Source organism: Paenibacillus sp. TY11 (genome assembly GCF_059772165.1).
This window is the reverse complement of the sequence record NZ_JCBAIQ010000022.1, coordinates 50,938-68,354: the sequence shown is the minus strand read 5'-3', so window position 1 is coordinate 68,354 and position 17,417 is coordinate 50,938. Positions and strand designations below refer to the sequence as shown.

General features: G+C 47.4%; 16 protein-coding genes. 9 read left to right on the top strand and 7 right to left on the bottom strand.

Translation table 11 applies throughout. The features are described 5' to 3' along the window. Window position 1: 1 nt before the first annotated feature. Complete coding sequence (locus AC6EJC_RS21570; protein WP_444955723.1) at window positions 2-1,468, bottom strand: RICIN domain-containing protein; 1,467 nt, start codon at window positions 1,466-1,468, stop codon at window positions 2-4. 226 nt (window positions 1,469-1,694) lie between these two features. Here AC6EJC_RS21570 and AC6EJC_RS21565 point away from each other — a divergent pair, with 226 nt between their 5' ends. The 3 genes from AC6EJC_RS21565 to AC6EJC_RS21555 are packed head-to-tail and all read left to right on the top strand — an operon-like array spanning window position 1,695 to window position 4,294. After that, window positions 1,695-2,393 carry a 4'-phosphopantetheinyl transferase family protein gene (locus AC6EJC_RS21565; protein WP_444955722.1) on the top strand — a complete coding sequence of 233 codons (699 nt, stop codon included), beginning with the start codon at window positions 1,695-1,697 and terminating at the stop codon, window positions 2,391-2,393. A 45-nt stretch (window positions 2,394-2,438) separates the two neighbouring features. After that, complete coding sequence (locus tag AC6EJC_RS21560; protein WP_444955721.1) at window positions 2,439-4,028, top strand: amidohydrolase; 1,590 nt, start codon at window positions 2,439-2,441, stop codon at window positions 4,026-4,028. A gap of 35 nt (window positions 4,029-4,063) precedes the next feature. Continuing rightward, window positions 4,064-4,294: a hypothetical protein gene (locus AC6EJC_RS21555; protein WP_444955720.1), complete on the top strand. Its 231-nt coding sequence runs from the start codon at window positions 4,064-4,066 to the stop codon at window positions 4,292-4,294. Between the two features lie 10 nt (window positions 4,295-4,304). On the opposite strand, the gene AC6EJC_RS21550 is transcribed toward AC6EJC_RS21555, so the two are convergent. From AC6EJC_RS21550 to AC6EJC_RS21540, 3 genes are all read right to left on the bottom strand, one after another. Continuing rightward, window positions 4,305-5,921, bottom strand: coding sequence for an S-layer homology domain-containing protein (locus AC6EJC_RS21550; protein ID WP_444955719.1), 1,617 nt, complete (start codon window positions 5,919-5,921; stop codon window positions 4,305-4,307). A gap of 157 nt (window positions 5,922-6,078) precedes the next feature. After that, a complete protein-coding gene (locus AC6EJC_RS21545; protein ID WP_444955718.1) occupies window positions 6,079-6,930 on the bottom strand; it encodes a DegV family protein in 852 nt (283 codons plus the stop codon). A 32-nt stretch (window positions 6,931-6,962) separates the two neighbouring features. Further along, entirely contained in the window at window positions 6,963-7,436 is a 474-nt protein-coding gene (locus AC6EJC_RS21540) for a hypothetical protein (RefSeq protein WP_444955717.1), read from the bottom strand. A gap of 219 nt (window positions 7,437-7,655) precedes the next feature. Here AC6EJC_RS21540 and AC6EJC_RS21535 point away from each other — a divergent pair, with 219 nt between their 5' ends. Further along, window positions 7,656-8,039: a DUF423 domain-containing protein gene (locus AC6EJC_RS21535; protein ID WP_444955716.1), complete on the top strand. Its 384-nt coding sequence runs from the start codon at window positions 7,656-7,658 to the stop codon at window positions 8,037-8,039. 107 nt (window positions 8,040-8,146) lie between these two features. On the opposite strand, the gene AC6EJC_RS21530 is transcribed toward AC6EJC_RS21535, so the two are convergent. Together AC6EJC_RS21530 and AC6EJC_RS21525 are read right to left on the bottom strand one after the other, a co-directional pair. Then, complete coding sequence (locus AC6EJC_RS21530; protein ID WP_444955715.1) at window positions 8,147-8,695, bottom strand: hypothetical protein; 549 nt, start codon at window positions 8,693-8,695, stop codon at window positions 8,147-8,149. Window positions 8,696-9,158: 463 nt separating this feature from the next. Continuing rightward, the gene (locus tag AC6EJC_RS21525) at window positions 9,159-9,929 is read right to left on the bottom strand and encodes an ANT(4')-I family aminoglycoside nucleotidyltransferase (RefSeq protein ID WP_444955714.1); all 771 of its coding nucleotides are present in this window, start codon (window positions 9,927-9,929) and stop codon (window positions 9,159-9,161) included. Between the two features lie 728 nt (window positions 9,930-10,657). Here AC6EJC_RS21525 and AC6EJC_RS21520 point away from each other — a divergent pair. The 3 genes from AC6EJC_RS21520 to AC6EJC_RS21510 are packed head-to-tail and all read left to right on the top strand — an operon-like array spanning window position 10,658 to window position 13,349. Next, window positions 10,658-11,239 (top strand): RNA polymerase sigma factor, encoded by a 582-nt coding sequence (locus AC6EJC_RS21520; protein ID WP_444955713.1) that lies wholly within the window; start codon window positions 10,658-10,660, stop codon window positions 11,237-11,239. Continuing rightward, the gene (locus AC6EJC_RS21515; protein WP_444955712.1) at window positions 11,196-12,893 is read left to right on the top strand and encodes a DUF4179 domain-containing protein; all 1,698 of its coding nucleotides are present in this window, start codon (window positions 11,196-11,198) and stop codon (window positions 12,891-12,893) included. The genes AC6EJC_RS21520 and AC6EJC_RS21515 overlap by 44 nt, the downstream gene beginning before the upstream one ends. Window positions 12,894-12,914: 21 nt before the next feature. Further along, a complete protein-coding gene (locus tag AC6EJC_RS21510) occupies window positions 12,915-13,349 on the top strand; it encodes a hypothetical protein (RefSeq protein ID WP_444955711.1) in 435 nt (144 codons plus the stop codon). A gap of 148 nt (window positions 13,350-13,497) precedes the next feature. On the opposite strand, the gene infC is transcribed toward AC6EJC_RS21510, so the two are convergent. Beyond that, window positions 13,498-14,013, bottom strand: a complete 516-nt coding sequence (infC, locus tag AC6EJC_RS21505) for a translation initiation factor IF-3 (protein WP_444955710.1) — start codon at window positions 14,011-14,013, stop codon at window positions 13,498-13,500. 241 nt (window positions 14,014-14,254) lie between these two features. Here infC and AC6EJC_RS21500 point away from each other — a divergent pair, with 241 nt between their 5' ends. Both AC6EJC_RS21500 and AC6EJC_RS21495 read left to right on the top strand, forming a co-directional pair. Further along, window positions 14,255-15,250, top strand: coding sequence for an ABC transporter substrate-binding protein (locus tag AC6EJC_RS21500; RefSeq protein ID WP_444955709.1), 996 nt, complete (start codon window positions 14,255-14,257; stop codon window positions 15,248-15,250). Beyond that, window positions 15,247-17,295: an iron ABC transporter permease gene (locus AC6EJC_RS21495; protein ID WP_444955708.1), complete on the top strand. Its 2,049-nt coding sequence runs from the start codon at window positions 15,247-15,249 to the stop codon at window positions 17,293-17,295. The genes AC6EJC_RS21500 and AC6EJC_RS21495 overlap by 4 nt, the downstream gene beginning before the upstream one ends. Window positions 17,296-17,417: the final 122 nt, after the last annotated feature.

Here is a 17,417-nt window from a genome sequence, read left to right as displayed (position 1 = left end):
GCTATTCTACTTTGACTACACGGAAATGCTGATTCGTCCCGCCGTTATCGCTCCATTGAATGGCTTTCGCTCCATCGGCGGTGGCGCCTTCAGAAATATCGATCAGCTTGCCAGTCGCCCGATTTTTCAGCTTGTAATAACCTCCGGTTACGGATACTAATTGCCAATGCTGACTGGACCAGCCTCCGTCACTCCATTGCTCAATAACTGCACCATCTGTTGTGGTACCGCTTTCAACACCAATTAGCTTTCCGCTGTTGCGGTTTACAATTTTATAATATCCGCTGCCCGCATCCTTGAGCTGCCATTGCTGGCTTGCTGCTCCGGAATCTGCACGTTGCTCCAGGTCTGCGCCGTCCGACGTCGCATTACCAACGATGCTCAGCGGCTTATTGCTCTTGCGATTCACTAGCTGATAAAAGGCATCCGGGTCAATAGCAATTGGCGTTGTGATCCCCTCCACCACACCACTGGCGGTATCAATGTTAATGCTGTCGAACCAGTCCATGGCTAATGAAGTCGCGGTTGGAAAACGTAGTGGCAGCCATACATATTGTGAATCCTGCACAGGGCCGCTCCACGCACCTGCCCAACGGTCGCCCAAATACAGGTATGAGGTCGTCTGGGCACCTTCAACAGGAATCACGTAGGCCGACTGTGAACCATAAGTCGTACCGTCCCCGAAGTTCATCGTATTGCTCCAGGTTCCTTCAATGCTGGATGCGGTAGCATACTTGGCCTGATTGGGATTCCAGCCCGTTGCCCCGGATGTAATCAGGAAGTAGACATCTCCTTTTTTGAACATCGCCGGAGCTTCACGATATTGTCCTGGCCAGAGAGTAGTTACCAGCGATTCAACTTGCAGAAAATCCGGTGTCAGACGGTAAATGTTCAGATCGGCATTCACGCGGGTGGCCGAAATCAGGTAAGCTGTTCCGTTGTCATTGTATACCGTCATATCCCGGGAATCGTAATCCAGAGGACGGAAGCTGCCCTGATACGTGTAATCGCCGTCCACGGTATCGGAAGAGGCAACTGCGACTCGGGCCTCGTTGTAATTAATCCCGTTTTCCTTGTGCATCCACAGTACGTATTTACGTGTTTTTTCATTGTAAATCACTTTCGGACGTTCAATATTCGAAATATTCAGCTCTGCGGCCGAGCTGCTGGTCAGCACGTTTTTACGAAACTCCCAGTTTTTTAAATCAGAGGAACGATAGGCGGATACCGCCTTGAACGTGCCGTTGGGATTACGATTTTCACCAAACCAATAATAATAACCGTCCACCTTAATCATACCGCCCCCATGGGCATGAACCACGTTTCCATCCGTATCCTTAAACTGAATGCCATTCACAACATTCGCTGAAGCCGCTGAAGCGATCTTAGGTGAAAACATCTGAAAAATGCTCAACGATAGCAAAACAGAGAGCATAATACACAGCAAGCGGGCAAAATCATATTTCATTGTTTCGTCCTCCTTTGTTGTTTTATTTAAAGCGCTTTCATTAGCGGATTCTATGAAGTAGCTTTGATAGAGCTGCTTATCCCAATTGTATCCATATTGAATTGAAAGTGCTAGAGTAGTATATTGACCATGTACACGGCACACGTCATCCATATCTATCAGACTTCAATCGAACGGTGAGTGTTACAAACTGGCTGATATTCATTAGGGTATACGGGAGGCAACCATGGAAATATACGCGATTGATACGAGCAAGCCGGAGGCTGAGGCTCATTACGAATTACTGGTAAATCGGGTTTCGCTGGAAAAGCGGCACAAGTTAGAGCGTTTTTTACATCGGGAAGATGCTTTGAGGGGCCTATATGCCGATGTGCTGCTAAGATGGTTAGCCTGCCGGCAATTGAAGGTATCTAATGCCAGTCTTCAATTTACATATAATGCTTTCGGTAAGCCTTCCTTGATGAATGCACCCGCATTCCATTTTAATGTTTCTCACTCGGGAAAATGGGTGGTATGCGCCATCGATGATCACCCGCTTGGAATCGATATTGAACAGCTCCGTCCTATTGATTTTGAGGTAGGTAGAGTGTGCTTTTCGGACACAGAGTATGATGCGTTAATGCGTCAGGACGCAGAGAGCCGATTGTCCTATTTTTACGATCTATGGACGCTTAAGGAAAGTTTTGTAAAGGCCGAGGGGCAAGGACTAACATTACCGTTGAAGTCTTTTTCATTCGAATTGAAAGCACAACCGTTCATAGGCTTCACGACAGAGGGCTTTACTACCGAGTATTGTCATTTTAAACAGTATGAGCTGGATCAAGATTATAAAATGGCTGTCTGTGCAGCTCATGACCAATTTGCCAAGCACGTGCAGCAGGTAGATATAACTACACTACAATTGGAAGTAGCGACTCAGGTATAACATGAATGGGATAGCGTTACAACTGAAAAAAGGAGATGAGTGGCGTTGACATTCGTTTTGTTCAAGCACGGCAGGTTGTATGGGGATTGGGCTTCCAAAGGAGACTCCATCGTTGTACAGCATGGCCGCATACAGGCCATCGGATATGCTCGGGAGCTTGAATTGCAATTGTCCGGTAAGGAGTATAAAACCGTGGATTGGGAGGACGCCTATGTGCTGCCGGGCTTAACCGATTCACATATGCATTTGTCCATGCATGGCATGAAGCTGGCTATGCTGGATCTAACATCAGCTACCTCCAAGGAAGAGATGCTGGCTATGCTGCGCAAGCGGGTCGCTGTAACACCGCCGGGAGAGTGGATTTTAGGACTCAACTGGAACGAAAATGCGTTTATTCCTGTTGAAATTCCGAATATAGCCGAGCTGGATGCCATTACAGATCAGCACCCGGTATATCTGACCCGTACGTGCTTTCATACGTTTTTGGCCAATTCAGAGGCATTTCGGCGTGCAGGCATAAGCGAGAACACCCCTGATCCGGCTTCGGGAGCCTATGGACGAGACGCAGATGGACGGTTGAACGGATTGATTTATGAGGAAGCATCCTTTGCCTTTACAAGCGTGCAGCCAGAACCGGATTATGCGGTAAAAAAGGAAACGATTCGACGAGCATGCCTGGATGCGTTACGTCTCGGTCTGACTGCTGCGCATACGGAGGATTTACGTTTTTTGGGCAGCGTGGAGACGATGCAGCGGATTTACAGGGAGCTGAGGGAAGAAGGTCTTGCTTTTCGTACACACCAGCTCATCTATCATCCATTTATGGAAGAAGCGAAGGTGCAGGGGCTGCGTGCAGGTGCCGGAAATGAGTGGTATAAAATCGGTGCGATAAAAATGTTTGCTGATGGCGCCATTGGTGGAAGAACTGCGTTATTGTCTGAGCCATACAGTGATGCTCCACATACCTGTGGAATGGCGATTCAACCGCAGCCAGAGCTGAATCATATGGTGGCAGCTGCCAGAGTCGCAGGCTTTCCGGTGGCTGTACATGCCATAGGGGATGAGGCGGCGCAAATGATTTTGACAGCAATGGAGGCCCATGCGTTAACGGAGGAAAGCGGTTTGCCGGATCGCCTGATCCATGGACAGGTGCTTAGGGGTGATTTGGTCAAAAGAATGGCGAAGCTGCCGCTGATTGCGGACATCCAGCCTCGTTTTGTCGCAAGTGACTTTCCTTGGGTACTGGATCGGGTTGGGCAAGAACGGACCGAATATTTATATGCCTGGAAAAAGCTACTGGAAGCAGGCATTCCATGTGCTGGAGGTAGTGACGCGCCAATTGAGCCGCTAAACCCTTTTCTCGGTATGCATGCGGCTGTAACTCGTGCCAAGCCGGGAGAAATGCATGAGGGTTATCTTCCCGCTGAAAAGCTGGATGTTCATGAAGCCATTCGTCTGTTTACCACGGGAAGTGCAGTAGCAGCCGGGGAGGCTGATGAAAGAGGGACGATAGCTGAAGGCAAAGCCGCTGACTTTACAGTCATTGACCGCGATTTATCGGAAAGCCCACAAGCTTTTCTTGATGTTAAGGTACGAATGACGGTTGTGAACGGGAAAGTTGCATATCGGTCATAGGCTCGCGATGAGACTATATGGGAGGCCCCTTTGCTTTGGAGAAGGATATTCGTCGGCACTTCAGATGGCCGCTCCGCGAACGGACCGTTGTTCCAATCGCTGTTGTGCCCGGATTTTTTTCTATTTCCCTTAGCGGTGAAAATCCGGGCACAAAGGCGACCGCTTCCGCTTTTCCACAATCGTTCGTCCTCTTCGCTGCTTTTTGGGCTTTTTATACTTTTGAAAATGAGATGGCTCTCTCCATTCGTAGAAAAATCCACTTTTAGACACCACTTTTTACAAGCCGCGCTGATGGAAACGGTCCGCATTTTTCATACTGGACCACAGATCAGAGCTGGCGCCACCCGGATACCAGTAGGCGAAGCCTGCAAATCCTTTATCCTGTCCCAAGCGATACTTAAGGGTCAGGGATCGTCCCTCCTCCAGCCATAGCTTATGCAGCTGCGTGTCCTTGTAAGACACAGTATACTGCTGAATATCCTCATCCCAAATCGGTTTAAGAGATAAACGGGACACTAGCTGGTTTTGCAGATCTAGTGAAATATCAGAGGAAGCGATTGACTGTCCGCTAGCGTTAAGCGTCCAGTTCCGTGTAAATAATGGCAACGCCAAGATCGCTTTCTCCGGATCAGTGGTCTGTACAAAGCGCCGCACACTTTCACGTAGCCATGGCAGTGAGGACACGGAGCCGGGGGTCGAGCTACCTCCCCAATGCTCGTCATATCCCATCAGGATCAGATAGTCTGCGGCAGCGCCAAGTTGCTTATAATCAAAGGCGGCTGTCCAGTCCGTGCCGTAATCAGGAGATACGCAAATTGCCAGTACAGCATTCAGGCTTTTCAACCTGGCCTTTAATTGCTGGATGAATAATGTGAGATTGGAACGATCCTGACCATCCACATTTTCAAAATCAATGACAAGCCCGTTCAAACCGTGTACAGATACGGCATTGGCAAGCTGGTTTATGGTTCTATTCCGTAAAACCTCACTGGACAGAATTTGGTGCGTCAACGCCAGGTTGGAACGGTTGCCTACCATAGCCCAGATTTTTTTATGATGCTGTTTGGACCAGGTGAGCAGCGACGAATTGGTATAATCGCTGATACTACCTGTTTCATTCAGAAAAAACCAACGTGGTGACAAGGTGTTGATGTTGGATCGAAGCACCGTGTTTTCAAACTGCTGAACGGTTTGATCATATTGCCAGCCTAATCGGATGGAAGAAACGGTTTGGCGAGCATGCTGTGTTGAATACGTCAGCAGACGCTCCAGCAATGCCGCTGTTTCTTCACGGGTTAGAGAGGATGTAGGACGAAAATAGTTATTTTCACCTTTCATAAAACCGTAACGATTCACAGTGGTTACCGCTTCAAGAGCCCAATCTGCAATTTCGTCACTATCAGCGAAAGAGGAAGTGGCATCTCCTGATCCGCCCGAAGAGCGGATAAGACGTGCGATCATTAAGGCCGCTTCTTCCCGGGTTATAGGGCTATTGGGCTGGAATGTGGCGGACGTTCCTCCCTGAACGACATCGAGCTGGGAAGCCGCTTCAATCCATCCGTAGTACCACGCCTGTTTGGCAACATCCCGATAGGAGGAAACGGCCGCTTGTACAGGCTCCAGACCGAGTGTACGGTCCAGTGCGGTAACCCACTCGGCTCTGGTAACGGCCTTTTTAGGAGAAAAGTAACCAGGGTGTATACCTGTCAAAATTCCTTTAGCCTGCAGGGAAATAATAGACTGATAGGCGTAGCTGTGTGAGATATCCTTGAACGCTACGCCGGATGCTGCTGCCGGAGCAGCTAAGTATGAAGTGAATGTCGTGAATATGGTGATGGCTGTAGTTGCTGATAGAGTAAGCCTGGTTAACCAACGTGATCGTTTGGAACTCATACTAAATAACCTTCTTTTTTATGATAGATTGTAGATGCATATATCGTCACTCGACGAACAATACTATCAAAAAGAGGAAAGTTATTCATTGCTAAATTGCTGGAAAAACACCAAAAAACCCGCTACCTAGGCGGTAACGGGTATGATATTGGATAAACTATGCTTTTTTGGCATACATAATACCGATAGTCTGTGGACCACAATGACTGGAAATGACACACCCTGCTGTAGTTAGCAGAACCTCTTGTGCGTTCGTTTCTTCTTTCAAGCGAGCTTGCAGCATCAGCGCATCTTCCTCGGCCAAAGCATGCACGACAATGATCATATCGTTATCCATCTGATCCCGTTGATTCAGGGCATTTTGCAGCATCTGATCCAGTGCTTTTTCACGTTTGCCGCGGACTTTGTAGGCAGGTGTCATTTTTCCGTCAATCACTTTGATCACCGGACGAATTTTGAGCAGACTGCCGATCAGGTTTTGCATGCCTGAGCATCTTCCGCCTTTATATAGATATTCGAGTGTATCAATGACAAATTCCGTGTCTATTAACGGTCTGGTTTTCGTCAACATGTCTACAATTTGCTCTATCGTACTGCCGTTTGCTGCCGCACGAGCAGCTTTCATCACAAGCAGGCCAAAGCCGCATGACAAATTTAGGGAATCAAAAACTGTAATGCGACCTTCTGGAAATTCGGAGGCAGCGAGTAGCGCATTCTGGTACGTCGATGATAGCTCGGAAGACAGACTGATATATAAAATGTCGTCCCCTTGTTCTATGTAGGGCGCAAAGGCTTGGATAAAATCCGCCGGAGAAGGTGCGGCGGTACGCGGTAAATGTCCCTCGCGGCTTACACGTTGAAATAATTGTTCCGGGTGAATGTTCACCCCATCCTGCAATGCTTCATCACCAAATACGGCATACAATGGTACAATGCTAATCTCGTACTGTTGACGCCAATGGGCAGGAATGTCACTGGTACTGTCGGCAAAAATTTTAATTTTGTTCATACATTGAATCCTCTCTGTGTGATGCAGAAAAATTATAAAGATTGCACGGAGGAAGGATAGATATCCGCTGTGCTATTCGGAACGGAAAGACCGATGGCAAGAAGTGCAATAAAGCCCACAATAATAAGTGCATTAATGATTAAGCCTGTAATAGCAAAGGTTTTCTTACGGTTTTTTAACGCAATTCCAATGATACCGACCACAAGTCCGCTACAATTCAGCAACAGGCTGCCTAAAAAAATAAAAGGAAGCAGTACCGTTCCGGTTTGTTGCAGAGCGAGTTCCGGGTTCATCGTTTGGTATTGGCTGAAATGAGCCAGCAGATTAATAAGCATAATAGCCAGAATAATATATCCGATCAGACTGACGAGCGACATAATAAAAGAAGCAATTCCGGGACCGGAATGCTTGAGCTTGACCGGCGGCTGGAACACAGGAGCTTCTGAAAAAACAGGATGCTCCTCAGACGCAGCAGGTTTTTGCAAATTAGGATCTTGGTAACTCATTTTTTCAACTCCTTGAACATAGTCCGAACAGGTACTAATTTTCCACAAAATAAACAAAAAAGCAAGCCACCTTACACATTACCCTCCAAAAGACAGGGTTTAATCATCAAATTCTGTATGTGGTCTGTTCACACAGGCTGGCTGGTAAACTTCATATGGTTTCGATAAAATAAGAAGAACATTCGGGTAAAAGGATGAGATGAAAAGGAGTACACAAACATGCAACGAAGATGGATAATTGTAGGATCTATAATGATGATGTTGGCGGTAGCCATTGGAGCGTTCGGGGCACATATTGTGAAAGCGCGGATCGACGCGGAGGCTTTGGCCGTATATGAAACAGGTGTAAAATATCATATGATTCACGCTGTCGGTCTGCTGATCATTGCGTTGGCAGCCGGACAGTGGGGCCCTTCGACCCGTTTAAGATGGGCAGCGCGTTTGTTATTGACGGGTATCATATTGTTTTCTGGCAGCTTGTATGTGCTAAGTTTGACCGGAATCCGTGTGTTAGGTGCTATCACCCCATTAGGAGGCGTGTGTTTTATTGCAGGATGGATATTCTTGGCATGGGCCGCCACGGGTCTAAAGAAAGAGAATTAGAAATCTTTTTGGACAATGCTAAAAAAAGAGAATCGGCAGGAAAAACGTAATGTTTTTCCACCGATTCTTTTTTTAATACTTAGTTTTTTTCTGTGAGATATTTACATTTACGATGTGATTTCATCAATCTCATTCATTTTAAAGGAGTAAACTTGCTTCTCATCCACATGATACACACTCAGCAGGCTATTATCATGATCCAGGTTAAGTATGCGGCAAGGAATGCTACGCTGTCCGCCATAGCGGTTCACGATTAACCGTACAAGCGTATTATCTTGTATATAGCGTTTGATCCATTCATACGTACTAATTTCTGGTTGTGTTGCAGGCTTTGGCTGTACGTGGGATTGTTTGATCTCTTGAACGACTGGCGGCTTATTCGTAACCGCGGCTGATTTCTTTTTGGAGAACTTTTCCGCAAGCTTAGCAGCGGCGTCCGATGGGCCGTTAGCGGCAGACTGTTTTTTTAGATACAAAGCAGCTTCGATTAAATTACCAAGTTCGATACCAGATTGAATCCGGCTATCCGCAATTTTTTCGTTTTGGTTCAAGAGATTAAGCAGGAACTGAAGGGCCTCTACGTTCGAACGACCTTTAACTAATACATCTACATTAAATAAATAACTGGTTTCGTCTTGATTTGATTCCTTTTTCATACATCCTCCAGCCCAAGCCCTGGGTAATTAGTCTTTTATAGTACCTATCAATATATCATTAAAATGTAATCTGTCATAGTGCCTAGGGCCCTGTTATTGGATATTAACAAAAATAAGCTCTGTATAAAGCCCTATGCTTAAAATTTTCTCGGAGTACACCGAATTGTGCATTCTTGCATGTGTACACAAATCAGGGCTGTATGTGAGCACCAGATATAGATAAGCAGAGCCAGAGTACACATATACAGAGAATAAATGAGGTGGGGGGTGAAATCAAGTAGTTTAAATTTAAAATATTTTACAGTAGAAAAATAGGTAATCAGAAGCGATTTGTGCTTGTTTGTTTAAAAGGATCTCATCCGTCCAGAAGAAAAGTAAAATCCCCCTTAACGAAAGGGGGATTTGGCATATCCAAAATATGATATATTATAGTAAGCGCAATTAAAGCGGGTTTTATTTTCGATCAAAAAGGGATTCGTTTTGAACGAATAAGGTAGTCATGTTCGACTGCCCAACTCACAAGACCACTCCAGAAATCTTCACAGGCTGAAATGATCTTCGTTGGTTCTGCTAAATCTCCGGACATAACCAACCTAACTACATGATCAAATCCTTCTGGACGACTCGGCAGCTCCAGTGCCTCCGGTAGAACCATTGAACCCGTTGAGAAAAGCTTTTGATTGTGCAACCCAACTAACATAGCCCCATATTGGGCAAACTGCATTACCAAGTACGGCAAGTAGGTATAAGGGCCATTTACACTGACATTTCTAAGCTTTCCTATAAACTCGTACATTTCACCTACAAGCACTTCGTTGATTGCATGTCTGAAATCTTCCTTTGTTGGGGATTCGGCAGCTTCTTTTAATATAGAAAAAAAGCCTTTAGGATCATACAGACGAAGTGGAGAAAAGAAGGGCCCATGTGTCAACGGCCATTTGCCCTCAACAGTAGAGGCAATTTTAAGAAGAATGTCTGAACTACAGACGTTTACCTCAGCTTTCCAAGGCCCCGCCGACCATTCATGGCTAAATTCTACAGGATCGTTTGATTCACTTAGTACACAAAACATTTCAATGTCCGAGAAAGGGCCGTCTGTACCTCTGGCAACAGATCCATAGACCCCTATAGCCAGAATTTTGTCTCTGTATACTTCATGTAACCTCGCAACTATTTCGTGGCAAATCTGAAGTCTCTTACTTCGAGAAATGTTTACAGGTCCATTCATGTTCATTAGTGATCTCCCTCTGTTTTATTGGGGTCAGTTGATACTAACACATGGATGGAGGAGCTCGGGCTTAACGAGGGACATTTTTTCGATTCATTCGAATTCCTCCCAGGCGATTTTGTTATGGGAATTGTACCCAAACGGGTTTATTTTAGCAAGCATGTTGCCTTTTCCATCTTGCTTACGGCTATGATAGGGCGGTTATAGGGTGAATCCATGGCTGAAGATTGTTGCTGGAGAGCTGTATGGAAATAGCGGCAAGTTTAATGCATATATTTTATGAGTAAAGCGATGATCTGATGAAGTTAATTTTTAAGGGAACTAAAAAAATTATGGTCAATAATTTTCTTTTCTATTGTGTGATTAATGAAATACCTAGCAGGGTTTTGTAAGTCTTAGAATATACACTTCAAAAACTTCATTTTTTGAAGTGTACTTCTCATGGGAGGGTAATTGGCGTATCAATCTTCATAAGCCCAATACTTGTGCCCGGATCATTAAGTATGCTATAGCACTTGGATGGGACTACAGCCAAGAAAATAAACAGATGAAAATGGAACAGGCTGAACTTCTCATAGCTGAACTAGGCATAGAGGAATGAGTCATGAATTCAGGACCTAGAGGGCAACAAAACCTCAAGGTCTTTTTTATATGGATCAAGTGAGAGAAAAAATGCAGATTAGGAGTCTTAGAAGCGAGACAAACAAAAGCCAGACCTAAAAGGAGGGGAACGCGTGGAGCTGACAGACGATCATTCCATTATTGAAGCTGTACTAAAAGGCAATAAACAAGCGTACGCGGACATTGTCCGGCGCTATCAGAATAAGCTTTACGGATTGTTCCGCAAGATGGGGTCTTCCGAAGCGGATGCTCAGGATCTGACTCAGGAGACACTAATTAAAGCCTATCGTAAACTGGGAGCACATAACCCGACGCAGAGTTTTGCCGGTTGGATGTATACCATTGCCGTCAATTTACAGAAGGACCGTGGACGCCGAAAAGATCCGAAGTCTCCGGCACAGGAAGATACATATGAACGTGAAACACCTGAATCGAAGTTGCTGCAAAAGGAACTGCGTTTCGAATTGGATCGCTTGTTAGAGACGCTACCCGAGCATTATCGACTTGTGTTGATTCTGCGCTACACCAACCAACTGAGTCACAAGGAGATCGCTGGTATTACTGGCATGTCGGTTCGGCAGGTTAACAACGCCGTCCACCGTGCTAAAATCAGCCTGCGCAAAACCGTAGAAGCCAAGGAGGGGCAACGTTATGAGATTCTGGGATCGTACAACAATGAAAAAAGCCAATCTTGAAACAGAGGACGGTAAATCGGCGATAGAAGACAGAAACTGGGAAAATTTGTTGTTTCACGAAAGGCTACCCGACGAGTTTACCGACCAGGTGATGCTGGCGCTGGAAGGAATCGAGATCGAACCAGCTGACAGAGCCGACGCGAGCGATCATGATGTATCCAGATACTCTCCGAGCGAGCGAGCAGCGGAAACGGAGGCACAGATCTTGATGGGATCGACCGAACACAGGAATCGGCGACAGAACGCAGCCGCGTACGATGACACGTCCATCGTCGCTCAGGTGAAACATTACCGCGCTGCCAGACGCTCTTCACAGCTTAAAGTATGGAGTTTGGTGGTCGCCGTCGCTGTATTTGTGGTTAGCACACTGCTGTATACGCAGCCGACCCTCGCAGATATGGTGAGATCGCTGTTCGCGAAAGACAGTTATGTGGATAGTGGTATGAAGAAGGTCCGTGAAGCAGGGCTGGTACAGATTTCGGGCGCCAGTGCTAAAGATCAGGGTTACACCCTGAAAGTCAACGAACTTATCGCCGATTCGACTAGAATGATTATCGGGATCGACGTTTTCGATGCTAAAGGAAACGCTGTAGCCGGGGATTTTGGTCTTCAAGATGTCGATTTCAGCCTCTTTGATAACCAGAGAGGTGATGTTGGCGCTGTTCCTTTTGGAGTAAGCACAGGGGGCAACGAGACAACTAGCAGGATTGAGTTCGACTTTATGCGGCCGGTACTGACCGACAAGCTGCAGCTTAGTGCGAATATCCGTGAACTGAGGCTGTATGCGGACAAACTCAATGTGGAAGCTCCTATTAAAACGGTAAAAGGAGATTGGAGACTGAATGTGGAGGCAGATCTGACCAAAGCCAAAGCGCAAACGTTGCTGACTCCGATTGATAAAACGTATGAGACGCCAAGCGGCTTACGAATTCACATGCAGGGAGCTACCCGGACGCCGAGCGGCGGATCATTGGAATATACTACAGAGTTGACTCCAGAAGCCGCAGGCCGAGCGCTGAACGGACAAAGCGGATTCCACGAGCTTAAGTATCATCTGGAAGATGCACACGGGAAATGGCTTGGGGATAACAGAGACCCTGAATTCGGACGTCGATCTGGATTGGACCGTTGGAGTGGCAAGACGCACTGGTTCTACCAGTTTAATGACTTTGCCTATGATAAGCAGCAAATTCGATTCGTATTGGACGGCTATATAATTCGAGAGAGAAGTGAGGCGTCGGTCGTGCTCGACCCAGCTCAAACTTCAGCTGTGCATCCCGTTAAATTCGAAGACTCGGGTGATGCTTATCTGTTCAAGGGGCTCAAACTTCGTCCCAACAGTTCTAATTCGGGCAAAATGTATGCGACCATTCCGGTTGGCGGTATGTTCAGTAGTCCTAACTTCACGCAAGATATCTGGGTTGCAGTTGACGAGAATGGTAAGGAGTATTCGATGTTTTTTGGCGGAAGCTACACCACAGATCGTTCAGGTGTAATCGAGCTGCAGGAGGATGCCGGATATTTCGTCGATGGTCTAAATCAAATGCCGAAACAGCTCACGCTAAAACGTAAGGTCGTCAACCATTTGTACAAGGATGCCGATTGGTCGTTTGTCATACCGCAAACGGGAACGAACGGCGTCATCCTGAAATAAGCAAGCGGGTATGTATCGAGGTTGATGGATGAGAAGCGTTTTTGGTATGCTCCCTTGGAGCAAAGTAGCTATGACAAGAACAGGAATAAGGTAAAGCGCTTGATCAAGGTAAATCAAGTAACCACATTAAATCAGCCCACTCTGCTTTCGGAAGATACTTTCATAGGCTGCCACTTAACTAAAGAAAAGCAAAGTAATGCAATTGACCTGTCTACGCTTGCTGCGATAAGAAGAGACAATCCAGAGAGGAAGCTCGGAGCAGGACAATTTTCGCTGCAGGAGCAGATAGATATTTTAAACGAATTTCACATCAATTATTTCGAATACACGCCAGTAGATTTTTATAAAAAGGCTGCTTTTGAAGCGGAATTAAAGTTGCTGGAGAAGATTACAGTTCCTAAAATCGCAAACGGCTTTTTTGTCGAGGCGGATGACCGTTCATTACTAGATGATTGAAGAATTTGCTGCCAAGTTTCTGTGTGTGGTGTCAGATGAATTCAAGAGCCTGAAGCATACCCTGTAACCAAGGAATTTATAAAAGAGGGCCGAATGGGCCCTCTTTTTCATACGGTCTAAGCGACTTATCCAATTACCGGGTTACCTTTCAGCGCGGGTTTAATTTCACCTGTGAGCCCTTGCCGCCCGTCTGGATTCCAGTTTCTTTCACTCCGGCTTCCTTCAGATCGGCCATTAGCCGCTCCAGCACCGCCTTGGCGACGGGGGCTTCTTTTGCACCAGACGCCTTAACGACCAACTGCACCGGTTTGCCGGAACGCAGATGTTTGTCTGCCTGACGTAGCTTCGTGTCGTAATCATGCTCCTCAATATGAGCAGTGAAGCGAAGCTCCTTGACCTTTTCTTTGCCGCTGTTTCCAGCGGCTCGGCCGACATTTGTTTTGCTTGCTGCGGCTTCTTTTTGCGCAAGTGCTTTTCCTCTGCCCTTTGCAACCAAGCTGCAGGGCGGTGGACTGCTCATCAGTGAGGTGCAAACCAGGTCCACCCCTTTGGATCGGGCCATAGCCAAGGCTTCTGACTTGGAGACAATACCGAGCTTCTCCCCTGCGAGTCCAGTGAGCACCACCTCGTCAGCTTTAATTTGCTCGTTGATTAATACTGCCACGTAAATGTAGCCTCCCTTAAACAATGATAAAGCTATCATATACGGAACCCGTTTGTGATTCAATTTAGATTTCTGACTAGTGAGCAGTTGGACTTTTCATATTAATTCGTCAGGAGGTACATCATGAAGGAATAAAACTTTGATTTATCCGTATTGACAAAAATCACTAACCCCTATACTCTTTTACTGATAATGATTATCATTTTCTGATGCAATATACATACAGGGGTGATTGAGAGAAATGAAAAAGATGTTGAATGGCCTATTATTATTTGTAGTTTTTACTATTGTATTGGCGGGCTGCGGTTCGGCTGGGGATAGCTCGAAGACGGAAGGTACTGCAGGGTCTGAGCAGACATCCACAACGGCTGGTCCGGTTACGGTTAAGGATGACCACGGGGAAGTCAAGCTGGACAAGCCAGCGGAACGGGTCGTTGTACTCGAATGGACGTTTACCGAGGACCTGATTGCACTTGGCGTACAGCCTGTCGGCAATGCGGACAATGAAAACTACAAGCTGTGGGTAACACCGGAGGCGAAGCTGGCTGATACCGTCACTGATATCGGCACACGGGGCGAACCGAATCTGGAAGCGATTGCGGCGCTCAAGCCGGATCTTATTATCACTAACGCCGATAACAATGCAGCGATCTATGCACAGCTTAAGGGGATTGCACCAACGATAGAATTCGATCCTTACAAGGGGAACGGTTATGATTACGACCGTATGGTCGAAATTTTCAAGCAAGTCGCTGTGGCTACCGGAAAAACGGAACAGGCTGATAAGGTCCTAAGCGAACTTGACCAGCACTATGTAGATGCAAAGGCTACATTGGAGAAAGCCGGAAAAGCGGACTTTCACTATGCACTGACACAGGCCTTTACAGCTCAAAATGCTGCCAGTCTGCGAATGTTCAAGGATAACTCGGTTGTAGTGGGAACGCTCGCGAAAATTGGCATGGTGAACGACTGGAAGTCGGACAAGACTGAGAAATACGGGTTTAGCACCGTTGGCATTGAAGCTCTTCCAGCTGTACAGGACAGCAATTTTATCTATATTACGCAAAAGACGGACGATGTATTTGGAGCCGCGATGAAGAACAACTCGGTATGGAACGGACTGAACTTTGTCAAAGAAAAACGGACCTACCCACTGGACGGTACAACATGGACGTTCGGCGGCCCAATCTCATCCAAAGTACTGGTTGATCAGGTAGTCGGAGTTCTGACGAAATGACCGGAACAGGCACAACGGGTTTATCGAAGACTTGGCGTGTAGGAAGCATCTTTGGGGGCGGATTGGTCGTCCTCATCGTTCTTTTTTTTGTAAGCTTGTGTTATGGAGAGGCTTCGATCCCGCTACATACAGTAATCGAGGCGTTGACCCAGCGTCAGAATACGCTGGATCATAACATGGTTTGGGATCTCCGGATGCCACGTACGGTTATCGGAATCCTGGCTGGTGGTGCGCTGGCCATCGCTGGTGCTCTGCTTCAGGCCATCACCAAAAATCCGCTGGCGGCTTCTGATACACTAGGGATTAACGCTGGTGCCTACTTTGTGGTCGTGCTTGGCGCGGTGATGTTTCCTGGATTGCTGCACCAAGCGCCGTTTCTGTTTGCCGCCGTCGGCGGCCTGCTGGCAGCGGTGCTTGCTTATTTCATGGGCGGGGGACGTGCCGGAAGTCCGATTCGGTTGGCGCTTGCTGGCTTGATTGTATCAATGGTCCTCGGTTCTTTTACCGGAGCATTGCATATCTTTTATTCATTTGAAACGCAGGGACTGTTTCTCTGGGGTTCTGGCTCGCTGGTGCAAAACGATTGGAGCGGGACGACTTACGCCTGGCCTTGGGTCGTAGGACTTTCGGTCATTGCCGTTATGCTGTCCAGGCAGTTTGATGTACTGGATCTGGATGAGTCCACATCCACGTCCCTCGGGCAAAAGGTGGGCTTGACCCGGGCTGTGGGAATTGTATTGGCAGTCCTGCTGTCGACCATTACAGTCAGCGTCATTGGGCCCATCGGTTTTGTGGGTTTGGTAGCTCCGCATTTGGTGCGCTTAAGTGGTCTGAAAATGCATCGCTGGGTGCTGCCCGGTTCCTTCCTGTGGGGGGCACTACTGTTGACGGGCGCTGACGTGCTGGCGAAAATGGTCCACCAATCAAGCATGGATCTGCCGACCGGAGCGGTCATGGCCTTGATCGGAGCCCCTTGGTTAATTTGGCTGATCCTGTGGAAGATGAAGCTGCCTTCTGGTATTAGCGGACAGTCTTCAATGAACATAGGCGTGCGCTCTCGGAAATTACCGTATGGCAGGCTGGTCACGTTGTTTGGGTGCGGTGCCGTGCTGTTGACCGTATTCAGCCTGATGTTTGGAGGGATGCGAATTCCTGTCGGCGATCTGTTGTCCGGCCTGTTCGGCGGTGAGAGCGCGAATTCGGCCTTGCTGCAGTTTAGAATTCCGCGCACGCTGGTGGCAGCCGGGGCTGGTATCGCGCTTGCGGTCAGCGGTGTCTTGATCCAACTAGCCGTTCGTAATCCCTTGGCGGATGCCTCGATCATCGGAGTTTCTTCAGGGGCTGGTTTCGGCGCGCTAGCAGTAATTATCGTTTGGCCGGGGCTACCTATTTATGTGCTGCCCATTGCGGCGATTGCCGGAGCGACGGTGTCGGCAGCGGTGATCTTCTTTTTATCGTGGAACAAGCACCTAAATCCGTCTGTGGTCATCCTACTTGGTATTGCCGTATCTGCGATCGGATCAGCCGGCATTCAGGTACTGATCATCCAGGGTTCGCTGTGGGGCAGCACAGGCTATATCTGGCTGACCGGTAGTACCTACGCCCGAAACTGGGGGCAGGTGGCGACCATTCTGGCCTTTCTACTCGTATTGTTGCCAGTAGCTTGGTGGCTAGCTCGCCGCTTCGATCTTTTGGTATTTGACGATAGCAGCGCCATGGGACTGGGACTTCCGGTGCGTCGCACCCGGCTGCTGGCGATGGCAGTGGGTGTGCTGCTGGCGGGAGGAGCGGTAGCCTGCGTGGGTACGATTGGCTTCATCGGGCTGATTGCTCCGCATATCGTGCGTACGTTGATCGGGCACCATGTACGCCGTTCCATTGTTCTGTCGAGCATCTTGGGAGCGGTAATGCTGGTGCTGGCTGATACAATTGGACGGACAGTACTTGCGCCGACCGAAATTCCTTCCGGATTGTTGATCGCACTGATCGGTGCGCCGTATTTCCTGTACTTGATGTATCGCTCCAATAAGAGTAAATCAGTGTAGTTGAAGATGTACACGAACAGGCTGTTTCCAAGCGGATTTTCCGTAGGGAAGCAGCCTTTATTATTTATTTTTCTATGTAAGCATTTGGGTTTTATATTTACAAATCTAATAAAATAGATATA

Excerpts from the sequence above, each read along its gene's own strand:
- AC6EJC_RS21570 (WP_444955723.1), bottom strand. The coding sequence starts at position 1,468 with ATGAAATATGATTTTGCCCGCTTGCTGTGTATTATGCTCTCTGTTTTG.
- AC6EJC_RS21565 (WP_444955722.1), top strand. The coding sequence starts at position 1,695 with ATGGAAATATACGCGATTGATACGAGCAAGCCGGAGGCTGAGGCTCAT.
- AC6EJC_RS21550 (WP_444955719.1), bottom strand. The coding sequence starts at position 5,921 with ATGAGTTCCAAACGATCACGTTGGTTAACCAGGCTTACTCTATCAGCA.
- AC6EJC_RS21545 (WP_444955718.1), bottom strand. The coding sequence starts at position 6,930 with ATGAACAAAATTAAAATTTTTGCCGACAGTACCAGTGACATTCCTGCC.
- AC6EJC_RS21540 (WP_444955717.1), bottom strand. The coding sequence starts at position 7,436 with ATGAGTTACCAAGATCCTAATTTGCAAAAACCTGCTGCGTCTGAGGAG.
- AC6EJC_RS21535 (WP_444955716.1), top strand. The coding sequence starts at position 7,656 with ATGCAACGAAGATGGATAATTGTAGGATCTATAATGATGATGTTGGCG.
- AC6EJC_RS21530 (WP_444955715.1), bottom strand. The coding sequence starts at position 8,695 with ATGAAAAAGGAATCAAATCAAGACGAAACCAGTTATTTATTTAATGTA.
- AC6EJC_RS21525 (WP_444955714.1), bottom strand. The coding sequence starts at position 9,929 with ATGAACATGAATGGACCTGTAAACATTTCTCGAAGTAAGAGACTTCAG.
- AC6EJC_RS21515 (WP_444955712.1), top strand. The coding sequence starts at position 11,196 with ATGAGATTCTGGGATCGTACAACAATGAAAAAAGCCAATCTTGAAACA.
- AC6EJC_RS21500 (WP_444955709.1), top strand. The coding sequence starts at position 14,255 with ATGAAAAAGATGTTGAATGGCCTATTATTATTTGTAGTTTTTACTATT.
- AC6EJC_RS21495 (WP_444955708.1), top strand. The coding sequence starts at position 15,247 with ATGACCGGAACAGGCACAACGGGTTTATCGAAGACTTGGCGTGTAGGA.